This window comes from Acaryochloris thomasi RCC1774 (assembly GCF_003231495.1).
Lineage (GTDB): Bacteria > Cyanobacteriota > Cyanobacteriia > Thermosynechococcales > Thermosynechococcaceae > RCC1774.
In genome coordinates this window covers 155629-168900 of sequence record NZ_PQWO01000013.1, presented here as the reverse complement: position 1 = coordinate 168900, position 13272 = coordinate 155629, and the positions used below count along the sequence as shown (strand labels likewise).

Sequence of the window (13272 nt, the reverse complement as noted above, 5' to 3'; positions counted from 1 at the left end):
TTCTCAGAGGCACAGTTGGGACACGCTGGTAGAGCAGAAGACACGGAAAACGATGGATGACGACGAGTCAACACTCGCATAAGCATAGGAGAACATACATCCCCTTATCGATAGAATATCCTTACCCATTTAGGACTACCCAGACGGTAAATCATTTCCTCTCAAAGTCAAAACCTGAGCCAATCGGCGAATGCCCACCTTAATATCCTCTGCGGACAGTTCTGCATAACCAAAAATAAATTCTCCAGTGTGGTGTGGGTTGAGGTAGTGGCTCTGAGCTGACATTAGGCCTACGCCCACTTGCGCTCCCCGCTCGACCACAGCTTGGTCAGAAAGCGAGGTCTGAAGTTTGATCATCACATGAATACCGGCTTGCTCCCCCATGATCAAAACCCGCTTGCCGAAGTGGTGGTTAAGTGCAGAAACAATCGTCTGTCGTCGCTGATCGTAGAGCGATCGCATCCGCCGAATATGCTGCTCTAGATGGCCACCTTGTATAAAATCTGTGAGAACTTGTTGTTCTAAGAGAGGGAGCTGGCGATCGCAAAGCCACTTGGCCTTTCCAAACAAGGCCACCAAACGCTGGGGCAACACTAAGTAACCGATCCGAAGCGACGGAAACAGCACCTTAGAAAAGGTACCGATGTATAAAACGGACCCGCTATGATCGAGGCCCTGAAGGGCCGGAATCGGACGCTCGCCGTAGCGATATTCACTGTCGTAATCATCTTCAATGATCAGCGCTCCCCGCTGCTGCACCCAGGCCAACAGCTCCAATCGACGCGGCAGCGATAGAATTGCCCCAGTCGGAAACTGATGGGAGGGCGTCACATGCACCAGCTTGATTGCAAGCCCCTGGGGCAGGTCACAAACCCGCAGTCCAGCTTCATCAACAGTAACAGGGATAATCGTTGCGCCCTGAGTCAAGAATAACTGGCGGGCACTTGGGTAGCCTGGATCTTCCATTGCGATCGCATCCCCCGGATCGATCAACAACCGTAGAATCAAATCCAGCGCCTGCTGGGAGCCATTTGTGATCACGATTTGCTCTGGTATGCACTGCACCGCTCGCGCTCGGGCGAGGTACTGGGCAATCTGCTCACGCAGCGGATAGTAGCCCAGTGGATCAATCGTATAATCCAACCAATCTGCTGCTGTACAGCGCTGAGACAGTAACTTCCGCCACAGCTTTCGTGGAAACTGATCAAGCGCAGGCCTACCATAGCGAAAGCTGAAGGGAACTTCTGGCTCGGGTGGGCGCGACAGATCTGTCTCCTCCAGCACTGCGCCATATTGCGAGAGCTGGAGCGGCAGAGCTGGATGTGAGTCTGCTGCAACGGCAGCCTCCGACTGCAGCAAATCGTCAGGAATCTGGGCACAGACGTAGGTCCCAGAACCCACCACAGCTTCCAGGTATCCTTCGCTTAGAAGCTGTTCATAACAGAGGGTGACAGTGGTCCGCGAGATGCCAAGGGATTGGGCTAGAGATCGCGTTGAGGGAATTTTCTGCTTCGGCAATAGCCGGCCGCCCAAGATTGCCCGCCGCAGTTCTCGGTAAAGCTGCTGCTGCAGTGGCTGATCGCCGTCAAGGTGAATAGCTAAATCACTGTACACAACGCTAAATCTCAAAGTGGACTTATATACAATAATAAAATTGGCTCTTGAATCAGTCCAGTTATGCCCTTAGATTGGCAGCAGTTACCCCAAAGTAGAGATCACAACAATGCAGCCAACCTCTCGAACCCAGGTCCGCCGTACTCCCCAGCGGGGTGAATACGATCTTGATGTGATCTATCAGATTTTAGATGAAGCTTTGGTTTGCCATGTCGGATTTGTCTCTGACGGTCAGCCTATTGTGATTCCGACGGCCTACGGTCGAGTGGGCGACCGGCTTTACATACACGGTTCACCAGCGAGTCGAATGTTGCGATCGCTCCAAACCAACCTAGAGATCTGTGTCACTATTACCCTCTTAGACGGCCTCGTTCTCGCACGCTCTGCCTATCACCATTCCATGAACTATCGCTCAGTCGTCATCTTTGGTGCCGCGACCACCGTCACTGATCCTGAAGAAAAGTGGCAGGCCCTCAAAGCCTTCACGGATCATGTCGTCCCCCAACGCTGGTCTGACGTGAGACCCCCCACATCCCAAGAGCTGAAAGGAACGCTCGTCCTTACATTGCCACTAACAGAAGCCTCCGCTAAAATTCGCACTGGCCCACCCCTTGATGATGAAGCCGATTATCAACTTCCGGTATGGGCAGGGGTATTGCCTTTACAGCTCACCACCACTGCACCAAAGCCCGATCCGCGCTTACCGTCCGAAATTACCATCCCCAACGCCATCGAGAATTACACGCGTACTACATCCTGCATTTCTCTCAAACACCTTTAAAAAATAGCTTAAAAAGATTTGCCTGAATAGGTTTCAATGACACAGAAAATACAATAGTGTGTATGATTAGCCTATTAATTTAGAATCAGTCTGTACAGTGCTCTCGACAAAGACTCCCATCGTTGTGATGCATCCAGGATTAGTGCTAGAGGCTTTGAAAGAGCTAGAAAATCATAATATTCAATCAGGAAAATTGGATGTTATTCAGTAGATCAATTATAGAAATATTGACATATGTTGATATCTTAAAATACACAAAAATCAGTGACAATTCTAGATACTTCACCATCCACACTGTATCCGAAATAGCTAGTATAGCTACCATCTCCCCAGCCCGAAGTAAATGCTATTACATTCCCTTGGTGGTCTTCATCTACACAAAGATTTGCCCAACTTGCTGGAGATCTTTTCCAATTCTCTTCTAGTAGTTCTATGAGTTTATACCAAGGAGTCTCTTCCTCTGGTTGAATTAGTTCTTTGTCCAGTAAAATCTGCTCAACCTCAGTATCCATAAAACTTCCAGTAGCTGAGTCAACAGCATAACCCTCATCTTTATGACTGATGGGGACACCGTCAACTAAGCGACTACATTTTGCAATTTCCCATTTAACTGGATAAGTTTCCTGAATAGTTAACATTGCATAAGCAACGCGCTCCTCCTTATATGAACGACTGCAGAAATTAGCAAGACTTAATGTAACTGGGTAATGCCCTGGCTCTACTGATAATTCAAAGGGGGCTTCAGCAAATCGTACTAGGGGATCTGCTGCCATTATTTCTCCTGAGACGACGACCAGATCGCCAACAAAAAAAGGAGAAAAAACAACTTCTTCAGTATCAAGAGCAAGCTTATGCCCTTCTTGAAAGGCAAGCATAAGATCTGGAATCAGCATGATGAATACTACTTCTTGAGACGACTAAATTTTAGGGATAGCAAAGTATCTTCTTCTGCTTTTCGTTGGTGATTAGGCAACATCAGTGAGAGAACATCCCAACACCACTCTATCGTGAAAAGCAATTGAATTAAGGTAAGCCTGGATAGATAAATCCGATTGAAAAGGTGAATCAAAAACAGCGAGAATGCAGTGAAGACATAACATCTAGCAACTTGATCTCATGCCTTTAATCCCAACTGAGTGTTCTTCGCAGCTACACCTTTTTGGCAAGCTAGACAACCGCGAGATCATGGCTGATTTCAATGGAGGTAGCCTTACCAGTGGTGGAGGGCTTCTTCTGATTAAGCAAGTCGATGAACACTTTCAACTGACCCAGTGCTTTGCAAACTGCTTCAGCGATCTGCGTAACCCCAAACGGATTCAGCACTCTTTATCGGATCTCATAGCCCAACGCATCTATGGTATTGCCCAAGGCTGCGAAGATCTGCTAGATCACGATTTTTTGCGCCATGAACCACTGTTCAATATTGCTGTTGGGCGGCTTGACAGTGCCTCTTAAGTCTATCTACCCACTTACTCTTCAGCACCGACAGCATATTCACGAGCGACCCAAATGAGACTCGACCTAGAACAAACTACCTCGACTTATTTATAACGAACATATGTTATAAATAAGTCGAGGTAGTAAAATGCTCTGGTTGTTTACATCGTTGTCCATGCCCAAGGTTGTTGATCACGAGCGTTATCGCAAAGAATTGCTCAACGGATGTGCTGAACTCTTCGCTCAAAAGGGCTACGGTTCGATCACCATGCGGCAGATTGCTGAGGGGTTGAGCGTTTCGACCGGAACGCTGTATCACTACTTCGAAAGCAAGGAGACTATTTTTGTACAGCTCGTTCAGGAGCTGTGTGAACAGGATATCTCTAGCTTCTTGGCCCAAGCGCCTGAAGCAAAAACGCTAGAGGCTCGTCTTCAGGCGATTATGGATTTTGTTTTTATGCATCTGCAGCATTACCAGCAGCAACTATTGCTGTGGGTTGATTTCTTTCAGCAAACCCAGAAAGAAGGCCACGAACAAGTCAATTTTCTGCGTCAGGTCTGGAACCGGAGCCGCGATGCCTTGACGGAATACCTGCAGCTTTCTGATGCTGCGATGGCCGACTTTCTAATGGTATTCATCGATGGCCTGATTGTTCAGTACATCTACAACCGAGAGACCCAAGATGCCAACTGGCTCCAGCACCAAAGTCAACTTATGATCCAAATGATTGTTAGCTATGAACAGTCTTCCGCTCAAGCTTAAGCCGAAGCCCTGGCTACTCGGTACCGTATTTGCAGGCCTTGCCGTCACCGGAGGTATTGTCTCCATCGGTCTCTCTCAAGGGGGATGGATTGCCACTCAGTCTTCAGAATCTATCACAGCTCAGACTTCAGAATTGCCGAGCGTGGCAGCGCTGGGGCGACTGGAGCCAACCGGAGAAATTGTTGAAATTGCAGCTCCGCTGGCGTTGGATGGCGATCGCCTCGCCGATCTGCTCGTGCAGGTCGGGGACACGGTTGAGCCGGGTGATCCGATTGCCGTTTTAGATTCCCATGACCGCCTTGAGGACGAAGTAACCCAAGCCCAAGCGCAGCTTCGCGTCGCTCAGGCAGGACTGGCTCAAGTGCAGGCCGGAGCCAAAACAGGTGCGATTGAGGCCCAAAGAGCCACTGTGATTCAGCAGTCGGCTGAGCTGGCAGGGCAGTCACGGGTTCAGCGGGAAGCGATCTCGCGGGTTGAGGCGCAGTATGAAGGCGATCGCAACGCCCAAACCGCTGAAGTACAGAGGCTTCAAGCCGAGCTCCGCACCGCTGAAACAGAGCTGGTGCGTTACAAATCTCTTTATGAGGCTGGCGCGGTTTCAGCTTCGCTCTTTGATAGCAAGCAGCTCAGTGTGGATACCACCCGCCAAGCTCTAAAACAGGCTCAAGCAGTCCTATCGCGCACCATCACCACGGCCCAGCGCCAACTCAAAGAAGCCCGTGCCGAACTGGCTCGCCTAGGGAGCACGGGTCAAGCCCAGCTTGCGACAGCTCGCTCTCGGTTGGATGAAGTGGCTGAAGTGCGGCCTGTTGATGTTCAGGTGGCTCAAGCCGAAGTGGCAACAGCTCAGGCATCTCTACTCAAAGCGCAGAAGAATCTTTCTAGGGCGACGATCAAGGCTCCCAGGGCAGGGCAGATTCTCAAGATTTACACGCAGCCCGGTGAGCAGTTGAGTACGGAGGGCATTGTTGCCCTAGGCCAAACCGGCCAGATGCTGGCTGTCGCAGAGGTTTACCAAAGCGATATCAGCCGGGTTGAAATGGGGCAGCCAGTCACTGTACGCGGCCAAGGTTTCGACGATGAACTGCAGGGTAAGGTCATTGAGATCGGCCGTCAGATTAGCCGCCAGCAGGTCTTTAGCGGCGATCCGGGCGAGAACTTAGATCGTCGGGTGGTGGAGGTCAAAATTGCCCTTAATTCTAAAGATAGCCAGCGGGTTGCCAACCTCAGCAACCTGCAAGTGCAGGCCATTATTCAAGTCTCAAAGGGGCGTTGAAATGACTTTTGGGATAACGAACGTTCGATTTGAAAAGAAGGCCGTCGTCATCAATAGATCGGTCAACGGGAGGGACTGATGCAGCGACCTAAGTTTCTCAAGAAAACGCCCTTGGCCTGGTTCCAGGTGACGCGGGAGCGGACGCGATTGATGGTTGCGATCGCAGGTATTGCCTTTGCCGATATGTTGATTTTTATTCAGATGGGCTTTGAGGGGGCACTGTACGATGCCGCCATTAAGCCCCACCGCAATCTGCAGGCAGATCTGGTGCTGACCAACCCACAGATGCAGACGTTGTTCTCTGTCAAAGCCTTCCCTCGGGAGCGCCTGTACCAGACGCTAGCCCACCCCGATGTGAAGTCCGTCAACGGCATCTATGTGTCTACGGGCCAATGGAAAAATCCTGACACAAAGCTAGAGCGCGCGATTTTAGTCTGGGGAATTGATCCGGTCGAACCCTCATTTAACTTCCCTGAGGTCAATCAAAATCTTGATAAGATTCAACCGCTCAATCGCGTCCTGTTTGACCAGGCAGGACGGCCTGAATACGGATTCGCTGCTGAGCAATTTGAGCAAACGGGCATCTTCAAAACGGAACTCAACGGCAAGCTAATTGAGGTGGATGGTGTATTCACCAACGGAGCCTCCTTTGCCGCAGACGGCAACGTGATTACAAGCGATTCAACCTTTCTGCAGCTTTTTCCTAATCGCAGTCCCAATCAGATTGAAGTGGGCTTAATTCATCTCAAGTCGGGGGCTGACATTGACCGAGTGCGTGCTCAGTTAGCTGCCGCTTTACCCGATGATGTGCTGATTGGAACCACCGAAGACTTTGCCCAAATCGAACGAGACTACTGGTCCGACGGGACCGGCATTGGTTTTATTTTTGGTCTTGGTGTTGGGGTGGGTTTTATCGTCGGCATTGTCATTGTTTATCAAATTCTCTATTCCGATGTTTCAGAGCACCTGCCAGAATACGCCACGCTCAAGGCGATGGGCTACACCGATAACTATCTGCTGGGTGTGCTGATCCAAGAGGCGCTGCTGCTGGCCTTTCTTGGCTATTTGCCCAGCGTTTTTTTGGCTTTGGGGCTCTATCAGTTGGCCTTTGCCGCGACGATGTTGCCGATTTCGATGACGGTGCAGCGAGCCGTAACGGTGTTGATTATGACGATTTTGATGTGTTCGGCTTCAGGTGCGATCGCAATGCGAAAACTTCGCTCAGCCGACCCTGCTGACATCTTTTGATGTCTTAGTTTTATCCCTTGTACACCATTGGTATCAAGCTATTATGAACCTCATCTCTTTAGCAGACAATCTCTGGACTGCAACTCAGCCGCTGCGATTTCTAGGTCTAGAGGTTGGCACACGCATGGTCGTGGTCCGACTCAACCAGGACGATCTGATTCTGATTTCTCCTATTCGTCTGGAGGAGAGTGATGTTGCAGCAATAGGTGCACTTGGAACCGTTCGGCATTTAATTGCCCCTAATCTGTTCCATCACCTTTTTTTGAAGCAAGCCCAGTCTCTCTTCCCCACCGCAAAGGTCTGGGGTGTCGAAGGCTTAGTGGATAAGTGCCCAGATCTGGAGCTGGATGCCCTTCTCAACCAGATTGGGAATTTTGACGAAGAACTCGATTACTTTCCCTTTGAAGGCTTTGGGACAATCTTGCCAGGGGGAGCTTCCTTGGCCAATGAAACCGTCTTTTTGCATCGGTCGAGTCGGAGTCTCATTCTTACGGATACAGCCTTCAACTTTGACGAGGAAAGTAGCTGGGAAATGCAGCTGGCTGCGCAAGCGTTGGGATTCTACAAAGCGCTCAGACCATCCTATTTAGAGAAGTGGGGTAGTCCAGACAAAGAAAAGGTCGAGGTTTCTGTTCGACACGTCTTGGAATGGGATTTTGATAGCGTCATTCCGGCCCATGGCAATGTTGTAGAGACCGGCGGCAAGGCTCAATTCAAAGCGGGCTACGAGTGGTTTTTAGGACATTCGCTTGATGAGGATGTTTGAGGATTCCAAGAAAGCACTGCATTCGCCCCCCGTCTCCCTCCAGAATTGGGGGAGAGACCGTCCACCCTTCCGTTAAACCATATGGCTGCTCCTTATATTGACTCCAGTCCCAAAGTCCCTCACTGGTGGGAAATTCAGGGAGCCAATTCAGATATCTTGCTCACTTCAAAGCAACCTCTTCGCTTGTGTCGCTGTTCTAAGTTTCTGTGAAAGGAACACTATGTCTGCCATCATTACTGCTCATCAACTCAGCCACCATTTTGGTGAAGGTCAGCTCCAGAAGCAGGTCTTATTTGATATTGATCTAGAGATCAGGGCTGGCGAAATCGTCATCCTCACCGGTCCCTCGGGTTCGGGCAAAACAACACTACTAACGCTGTTGGGTGGCCTGAGAGCCGCTCAAAGCGGTAGCCTCACAATTCTCGGTCAAGAGATTTTGGGGGCTTCAAAGCAGCAGCTTGGTAAGCTTCGCTGCAACATTGGCTATATCTTTCAAGCTCACAATCTGTTGAGCTTTCTGACGGCCAAGCAAAACGTTCGGATGTCTTTGGAGCTGCATGATTCTTTTTTAGAACAGGATTTAGATGCGATCGCATCCAATATGCTCACCGCCGTTGGTTTAGCAGATCGCATCAACTATTATCCCGACGCTCTCTCCGGTGGACAGCGACAGCGGGTTGCGATTGCCCGTGCCCTCGTCAGTCACCCTAAAATTATCCTGGCCGACGAACCCACCGCCGCCCTAGATAAAAAGTCAGGTCGCGATGTCGTAGAGATCATGCAGCGTCTTGCTCAGGAGCAGGGATGCACTATTTTGCTAGTCACCCACGACAACCGCATTTTGGACATTGCCGACCGAATTGTATACATGGAAGATGGATATTTAGTCCCTACACCTGCTTTGGATGTCAGTGCGGCCTAGACACCAGTCCATAACAAAAGGTCACTCAGTTGCATGACGTTTGTCATCGCGATCTTAAGCTAGCTTCGATAAGATCAAGGTCTACAGGAGGGACGCTGCCATGACCCGCAGAGCAACGGAGACTATCTTCACGACATCCCCCTCAATCCCTAAAATTCTGCGGTACCTAGAGTGGCTTTTTTTAAGCATCATCGCCCTCAGGATTCTATTCCCAATTCTATACCCGTCCTTTGCCTACGAAGGCGATATCGGGGACTTACTTGTCTTTGTCGTGTTCGGGCTGTTGGCAATTCTGAGCTTTTGGTTCCCCATTCATCGTCCCCTTTGGCAGCGGCGCATTTATATCTGGGTCGAAATTGGCTGCCTTTTATCGACTCGCCTATGGTCGCACTGGGGCTTAGATCTGTTGCTGTATCTCATCATTGTGAAAAGTTGCTTTCTGCTCAGTCAGCGGGAAGTCATCTTCACGACGATTGCTTCTGGTACTGCGTGGCATATGGTTTTAGTTCAATACTTTGTGACGAGATTTTCGCAACCTATTGAGGTCATGCAAGCTGAGATAGAAGAGTTTTATGCAATTCCTCACCCCCTCGCTATTTTTAATCTTGTCCTCAACAATGTCAGCATTTTCATTACGGCCAGCTCCTTGCTCATATTGCTGGGTTTTACGATCATCTCTGAACGGAAAAGCCGTTATCGAGAAGCAGACTTAGCTCGGGAAGTCGAGATTCTAGCGGCGGATTTAGAGCGCACCCGGATTGCCCGCGATATTCATGATTCCCTCGGACACACTCTTACGTCTCTCGACGTGCAGCTAGAACTAGCGCAACGGCTCTATGAACGAAAGTCTGACCAGGTTCAGCAGGCTCTGAATACCTCGAAAATGTTGGCGGGGCAATCGGTACGGGAGGTCCGTCGTGCCGTGACGACCATGCGAGAGGAAGCGTTTGATCTCAATCTGGCCCTGACTCGCCTGATAGAATCTTTAACCTCTGAGCCATCATCTTTAACAGTCGAGACTAAAATTGATCTACCCAAACTGCCGCTGCAAACCAGTCACCAGCTTTACTGCATCGTCAAAGAAGGATTAGAGAATATCCGCAGACACAGTCAGGCTCAGTTCATTACCCTGCAGGGACAGACTTCATCTACAGGTGTCACTCTCATGTTGGAAGACAATGGCATTGGCTTTGATTTGACTCAGTCAACCGCTGGATTTGGCTTACGAGGCATGCGGGAGCGAGCGCAGTTGATTGGCGGCTCGATACAGGTCAATAGTACGCCTGGAAAGGGAACCTGCCTGCAGGTCACGGTGCCGCAATGATTCGACTCTTGCTGACTGATGATCAGCCGATTTTTCGTCAGGGTCTCGCGTCGCTTCTCTCCCTTGAAGAAGATTTAGAGGTCGTGGGTGAAGCCAATCACGGGCAAGATGCGATCGCACTTACCCATCGTCTTCAGCCTGATGTCGTGCTAATGGATGTGCGGATGCCCATCTGTGATGGCGTCCAGGCCACTCAAGAAATTCATGCCCGCTATCCCTGGATCCGGATTCTGGTTTTGACCACCTTTGATGACGATGAGTATGTGTTTCAGTCGCTGCAGGCGGGAGCATTAGGATATCTGCTCAAAAGTACGCCCGCCCCAGAGGTTGCAGCGGCCATCCGCCATCTGCATCAGGGATACAGTCAGCTTGGCCCTACCATTGCGCCCAAGGTTTTTTCTCACCTCGATCCGCACATGGGTCATGAACAAACAGACTATAACCAGTTTAGTGAGCGAGAACTGGAGATTCTTCGGCTTTTAGGTCAGGGACAAAGCAACCGCGAGATTGCCGCAGCCCTGAATCTGACGGAGGGGACGATCAAAAATCACATGACGAACATCTTTTGTGTGCTGGATGTACGAGATCGCACCCAAGCGGCCCTTTGGGCGCATCAGTATCTGCTGACTTGATGTACACATATACATCGATGATTTGCAATCGCTGTTTACTCCAGCTCAGGCCGTCAAGAGGAGTTCCATGATAGTTTCTCCATCCTCAACTCCCCCTGTAGGACGAAAACCGTTTCTCAAGTAGAAGCCCTCAGGACAACCAGGACCTGGCACATAGGAGGTCGTCAAAGAAGAGAAGCCCTGTGAACGAACATGATCAATGATAAGTTTTAGGGCCGCCGTACCAACCCCCTGCCTTTGACAATTAGCATCCACCATGGATCGCCAAAGCGTTACTTTTGGATTTGCCGGTGGATTAGAGCGCAGGGTTTCGTCATAGAGCATGACAAAGCCAACGGGTGACTCTCCGTTATAGATAGCTCGATACCAGGCTTCTTCGCTGAAGAGTGCCTGGGCTAAGGAGAATGCATTACTGGCGACGAAGTGTTTTTGGGCGTCATTCACAGTCAGGTCAGCCACGCTGCGGACCGTCTCAGCCGTGACCTCACGGAGCGATACATGCATAATTGAACCTTGTATATATCTATGCTGGAAGCTGAAACAGGAAAAGTGTCAATGCACTGGCAGATACCTGCACAGCAACATTCTGGATCTCTTGACCCAACTGCATAATCATCGGTAAACGCGTGTGGATGCTGCAATCGTCCGAACTCAATTAGAAAAGTTTCGAGGTTTTTACAGTCAGATTCGTTCCGTTCTGGGCCTATATGGGCTGTGTTGTCTATTTCATAGTCAGTGTGAGATTAGTATTTAAAATGGCGGTGCAATGGAGCGTAGACAAGACAAGATGAAAAATATCTTTTATGGGCTTAACTGTGTGATCGCAAGCATTTGCATCACACTGTCACCTTTCCTAGATTCGTCCATTCTTGCATCTGCAGCACCCTTGGTGACTCAGCAAAACAAGTTCACACAGCCTGACTTTGCTCAGCATTTCCGAGACTTGGGTGTGAAAGGCTCGATCTTAATCTATGACCTGGAGCGAGACCGCACCTATCAGCACAACCCTGAGCGGAATGTGACCCCCTTTTTACCCGCCTCCACCTTTAAAGTTCTAAACTCGCTGATCGCTCTAGAAACTGGGGTGATTGACAACGAACTCTCAATTTTGACTTGGGACGGAGTAGAACGGAGTATTCCAGCATGGAATCGAGATCTCAATATGCAGACAGCTATTCAGGTATCAGCAGTCTGGTTCTATCAGGTCTTAGCTCGTCGCATTGGCTACGAACGAATGCAGCAGTGGATTGCTAAAGTTGGCTACGGCAACCAAGCCATCGGAGAGGCAGACGATATTGATACCTTCTGGCTAACGGGCGATTTACGGATCACGCCCCACCAGCAAATTCAGTTTCTGCGACGCTTACATAAAAATGAATTGCCCTTCTCAGATGATGCGATCGCAACCGTAAAAAACATCATGATCGTGGAGCGAACCCCAGACTATACAATGCGTGCCAAAACCGGCTGGGCATCCGAATCCCAGATCGGTTGGTATGTTGGCTATGTGGAACAAGATGACAATACTTACTTCTTCGCTACCAATATCAACATTCGCGATGAGGCAGATCTGAGTACTAGAGCCGCAGTGACTCGACAGAGTTTGAAAAGTCTAAAAGTTCTGTAGATGCACCCGATTCCGATATTACTGGACAACTGGTTGCGGGTTTCCAGAACTGCCGATCTGAAATATTGAATAATCTGCCCCAATCAATCATCCTGCAGAACAAAACGAACGATTCAGCCCCCTTGGCTTGCCTAATGTCCCAACAGACTCAACTTCTTGGCATCACAATCTAGATCTCTCGCTGAGATTGCTGGGAACATAAAGCACAAGGGGATCAGCCTAGATGTAAACAGTGCCGGTTCCGTTTGAATAAGCGATTCACCCCCCGTTGATTTAGATGGAATTTCGTAAGGGTAAGGCTTTTAAAAAAATTGGTGTGATCTAAATGGTTGAAAAGCTTGAAAATAATTATTCCTAAAAGCTTTGCTGTGTATAGGTCTCTAGAAGCTTATTACACGTCTCTAGAATCTATGTAAGCTGTGAAGAAAAGCCTCCAATACTCTGGAGGTCGGTGCAACGACCCTCACAGTTACCATTGATGAAGGTTTATATGAAGATTCTGGCAATTGATTTAGGAAAATTAAAGAGCGTTTCCTGCCTCTTTGAGACCGACAGTAATCAAACTCAGTTCTAGGCCATACCTACTCTTCGCTTGGCTTTTTAGCAATTGCTCTATGAAACTCAACCCGACAAAGTTGTCTTCGAGACTGGTACGATTTGTGGTCAAATTCACGACTTGTGTCAGCAACTGGGATATTCGGTGTTGGTGGCCAATCCCAGTGCAGATGCTTGGCAATGGAAGAATGTAAAATGCAAAACCGATAAGGATGATGCTCTCAAATTAGCCAAGCTGACCGCACTTGAACAAATTAAACCTGTCTACATCTCATCACCAGAAACCCGGCAACATAAGCGCCTGATGAAATATCGGAAGGGATTCAA

General features: G+C 49.3%; 13 protein-coding genes and 1 pseudogene. 11 read left to right on the top strand and 3 right to left on the bottom strand.

Annotated elements, in window-relative coordinates; translation table 11 throughout:
• Positions 1-135: 135 nt before the first annotated feature.
• Complete coding sequence (gene pdxR / locus C1752_RS19095) at positions 136-1614, bottom strand: MocR-like pyridoxine biosynthesis transcription factor PdxR (RefSeq protein ID WP_110987647.1); 1479 nt, start codon at positions 1612-1614, stop codon at positions 136-138.
• A 109-nt stretch (positions 1615-1723) separates the two neighbouring features.
• Here pdxR and C1752_RS19090 point away from each other — a divergent pair, with 109 nt between their 5' ends.
• Complete coding sequence (locus C1752_RS19090; protein ID WP_110987646.1) at positions 1724-2395, top strand: pyridoxamine 5'-phosphate oxidase family protein; 672 nt, start codon at positions 1724-1726, stop codon at positions 2393-2395.
• Positions 2396-2640: 245 nt separating this feature from the next.
• On the opposite strand, the gene C1752_RS19085 is transcribed toward C1752_RS19090, so the two are convergent.
• A complete protein-coding gene (locus C1752_RS19085; protein WP_110987645.1) occupies positions 2641-3288 on the bottom strand; it encodes a DUF4241 domain-containing protein in 648 nt (215 codons plus the stop codon).
• Between the two features lie 223 nt (positions 3289-3511).
• Between C1752_RS19085 and C1752_RS19080 the strand changes: the two genes are divergently transcribed.
• From C1752_RS19080 to C1752_RS19045, 8 genes are all read left to right on the top strand, one after another.
• Positions 3512-3850, top strand: a complete 339-nt coding sequence (locus C1752_RS19080) for a transposase (RefSeq protein WP_110987644.1) — start codon at positions 3512-3514, stop codon at positions 3848-3850.
• 157 nt (positions 3851-4007) lie between these two features.
• Entirely contained in the window at positions 4008-4595 is a 588-nt protein-coding gene (locus tag C1752_RS19075; RefSeq protein ID WP_110987643.1) for a TetR/AcrR family transcriptional regulator, read from the top strand.
• Positions 4570-5871, top strand: a complete 1302-nt coding sequence (locus tag C1752_RS19070; protein WP_110987642.1) for an HlyD family efflux transporter periplasmic adaptor subunit — start codon at positions 4570-4572, stop codon at positions 5869-5871. The genes C1752_RS19075 and C1752_RS19070 overlap by 26 nt, the downstream gene beginning before the upstream one ends.
• A 78-nt stretch (positions 5872-5949) precedes the next feature.
• Positions 5950-7119 (top strand): ABC transporter permease DevC, encoded by a 1170-nt coding sequence (gene devC / locus C1752_RS19065; RefSeq protein WP_110987641.1) that lies wholly within the window; start codon positions 5950-5952, stop codon positions 7117-7119.
• Between the two features lie 43 nt (positions 7120-7162).
• Entirely contained in the window at positions 7163-7885 is a 723-nt protein-coding gene (locus C1752_RS19060; RefSeq protein ID WP_110987640.1) for a DUF4336 domain-containing protein, read from the top strand.
• A 220-nt stretch (positions 7886-8105) separates the two neighbouring features.
• Positions 8106-8807 carry an ATP-binding cassette domain-containing protein gene (locus tag C1752_RS19055; protein ID WP_110987639.1) on the top strand — a complete coding sequence of 234 codons (702 nt, stop codon included), beginning with the start codon at positions 8106-8108 and terminating at the stop codon, positions 8805-8807.
• A 100-nt stretch (positions 8808-8907) separates the two neighbouring features.
• Positions 8908-10131 carry a sensor histidine kinase gene (locus C1752_RS19050; RefSeq protein WP_110987638.1) on the top strand — a complete coding sequence of 408 codons (1224 nt, stop codon included), beginning with the start codon at positions 8908-8910 and terminating at the stop codon, positions 10129-10131.
• Positions 10128-10763: a response regulator transcription factor gene (locus C1752_RS19045; RefSeq protein ID WP_110987637.1), complete on the top strand. Its 636-nt coding sequence runs from the start codon at positions 10128-10130 to the stop codon at positions 10761-10763. Before C1752_RS19050 ends, C1752_RS19045 begins: the two co-directional genes overlap by 4 nt.
• 45 nt (positions 10764-10808) lie before the next feature.
• Here C1752_RS19045 and C1752_RS19040 read toward each other — a convergent pair whose 3' ends face one another.
• Entirely contained in the window at positions 10809-11267 is a 459-nt protein-coding gene (locus C1752_RS19040) for a GNAT family N-acetyltransferase (RefSeq protein WP_110987636.1), read from the bottom strand.
• Between the two features lie 283 nt (positions 11268-11550).
• On the opposite strand from C1752_RS19040, the gene blaOXA reads away from it, so the two are divergent.
• Both blaOXA and C1752_RS19030 read left to right on the top strand, forming a co-directional pair.
• Positions 11551-12390, top strand: coding sequence for a class D beta-lactamase (gene blaOXA, locus C1752_RS19035; protein WP_110987659.1), 840 nt, complete (start codon positions 11551-11553; stop codon positions 12388-12390).
• A 490-nt stretch (positions 12391-12880) separates the two neighbouring features.
• Positions 12881-13264 (top strand): annotated as a pseudogene (locus C1752_RS19030) (transposase); the annotation flags it as partial.
• Positions 13265-13272: the final 8 nt, after the last annotated feature.

What these genes read in the sequence shown, in the direction of transcription:
- devC (WP_110987641.1), top strand. Translation starts at nt 5,950, where the DNA reads ATGCAGCGACCTAAGTTTCTCAAGAAAACGCCCTTGGCCTGGTTCCAG.
- C1752_RS19060 (WP_110987640.1), top strand. Translation starts at nt 7,163, where the DNA reads ATGAACCTCATCTCTTTAGCAGACAATCTCTGGACTGCAACTCAGCCG.
- C1752_RS19070 (WP_110987642.1), top strand. Translation starts at nt 4,570, where the DNA reads ATGAACAGTCTTCCGCTCAAGCTTAAGCCGAAGCCCTGGCTACTCGGT.
- C1752_RS19085 (WP_110987645.1), bottom strand. Translation starts at nt 3,288, where the DNA reads ATGCTGATTCCAGATCTTATGCTTGCCTTTCAAGAAGGGCATAAGCTT.
- C1752_RS19040 (WP_110987636.1), bottom strand. Translation starts at nt 11,267, where the DNA reads ATGCATGTATCGCTCCGTGAGGTCACGGCTGAGACGGTCCGCAGCGTG.
- blaOXA (WP_110987659.1), top strand. Translation starts at nt 11,551, where the DNA reads ATGAAAAATATCTTTTATGGGCTTAACTGTGTGATCGCAAGCATTTGC.
- C1752_RS19090 (WP_110987646.1), top strand. Translation starts at nt 1,724, where the DNA reads ATGCAGCCAACCTCTCGAACCCAGGTCCGCCGTACTCCCCAGCGGGGT.
- C1752_RS19075 (WP_110987643.1), top strand. Translation starts at nt 4,008, where the DNA reads ATGCCCAAGGTTGTTGATCACGAGCGTTATCGCAAAGAATTGCTCAAC.
- C1752_RS19055 (WP_110987639.1), top strand. Translation starts at nt 8,106, where the DNA reads ATGTCTGCCATCATTACTGCTCATCAACTCAGCCACCATTTTGGTGAA.
- C1752_RS19080 (WP_110987644.1), top strand. Translation starts at nt 3,512, where the DNA reads ATGCCTTTAATCCCAACTGAGTGTTCTTCGCAGCTACACCTTTTTGGC.
- C1752_RS19045 (WP_110987637.1), top strand. Translation starts at nt 10,128, where the DNA reads ATGATTCGACTCTTGCTGACTGATGATCAGCCGATTTTTCGTCAGGGT.
- C1752_RS19050 (WP_110987638.1), top strand. Translation starts at nt 8,908, where the DNA reads ATGACCCGCAGAGCAACGGAGACTATCTTCACGACATCCCCCTCAATC.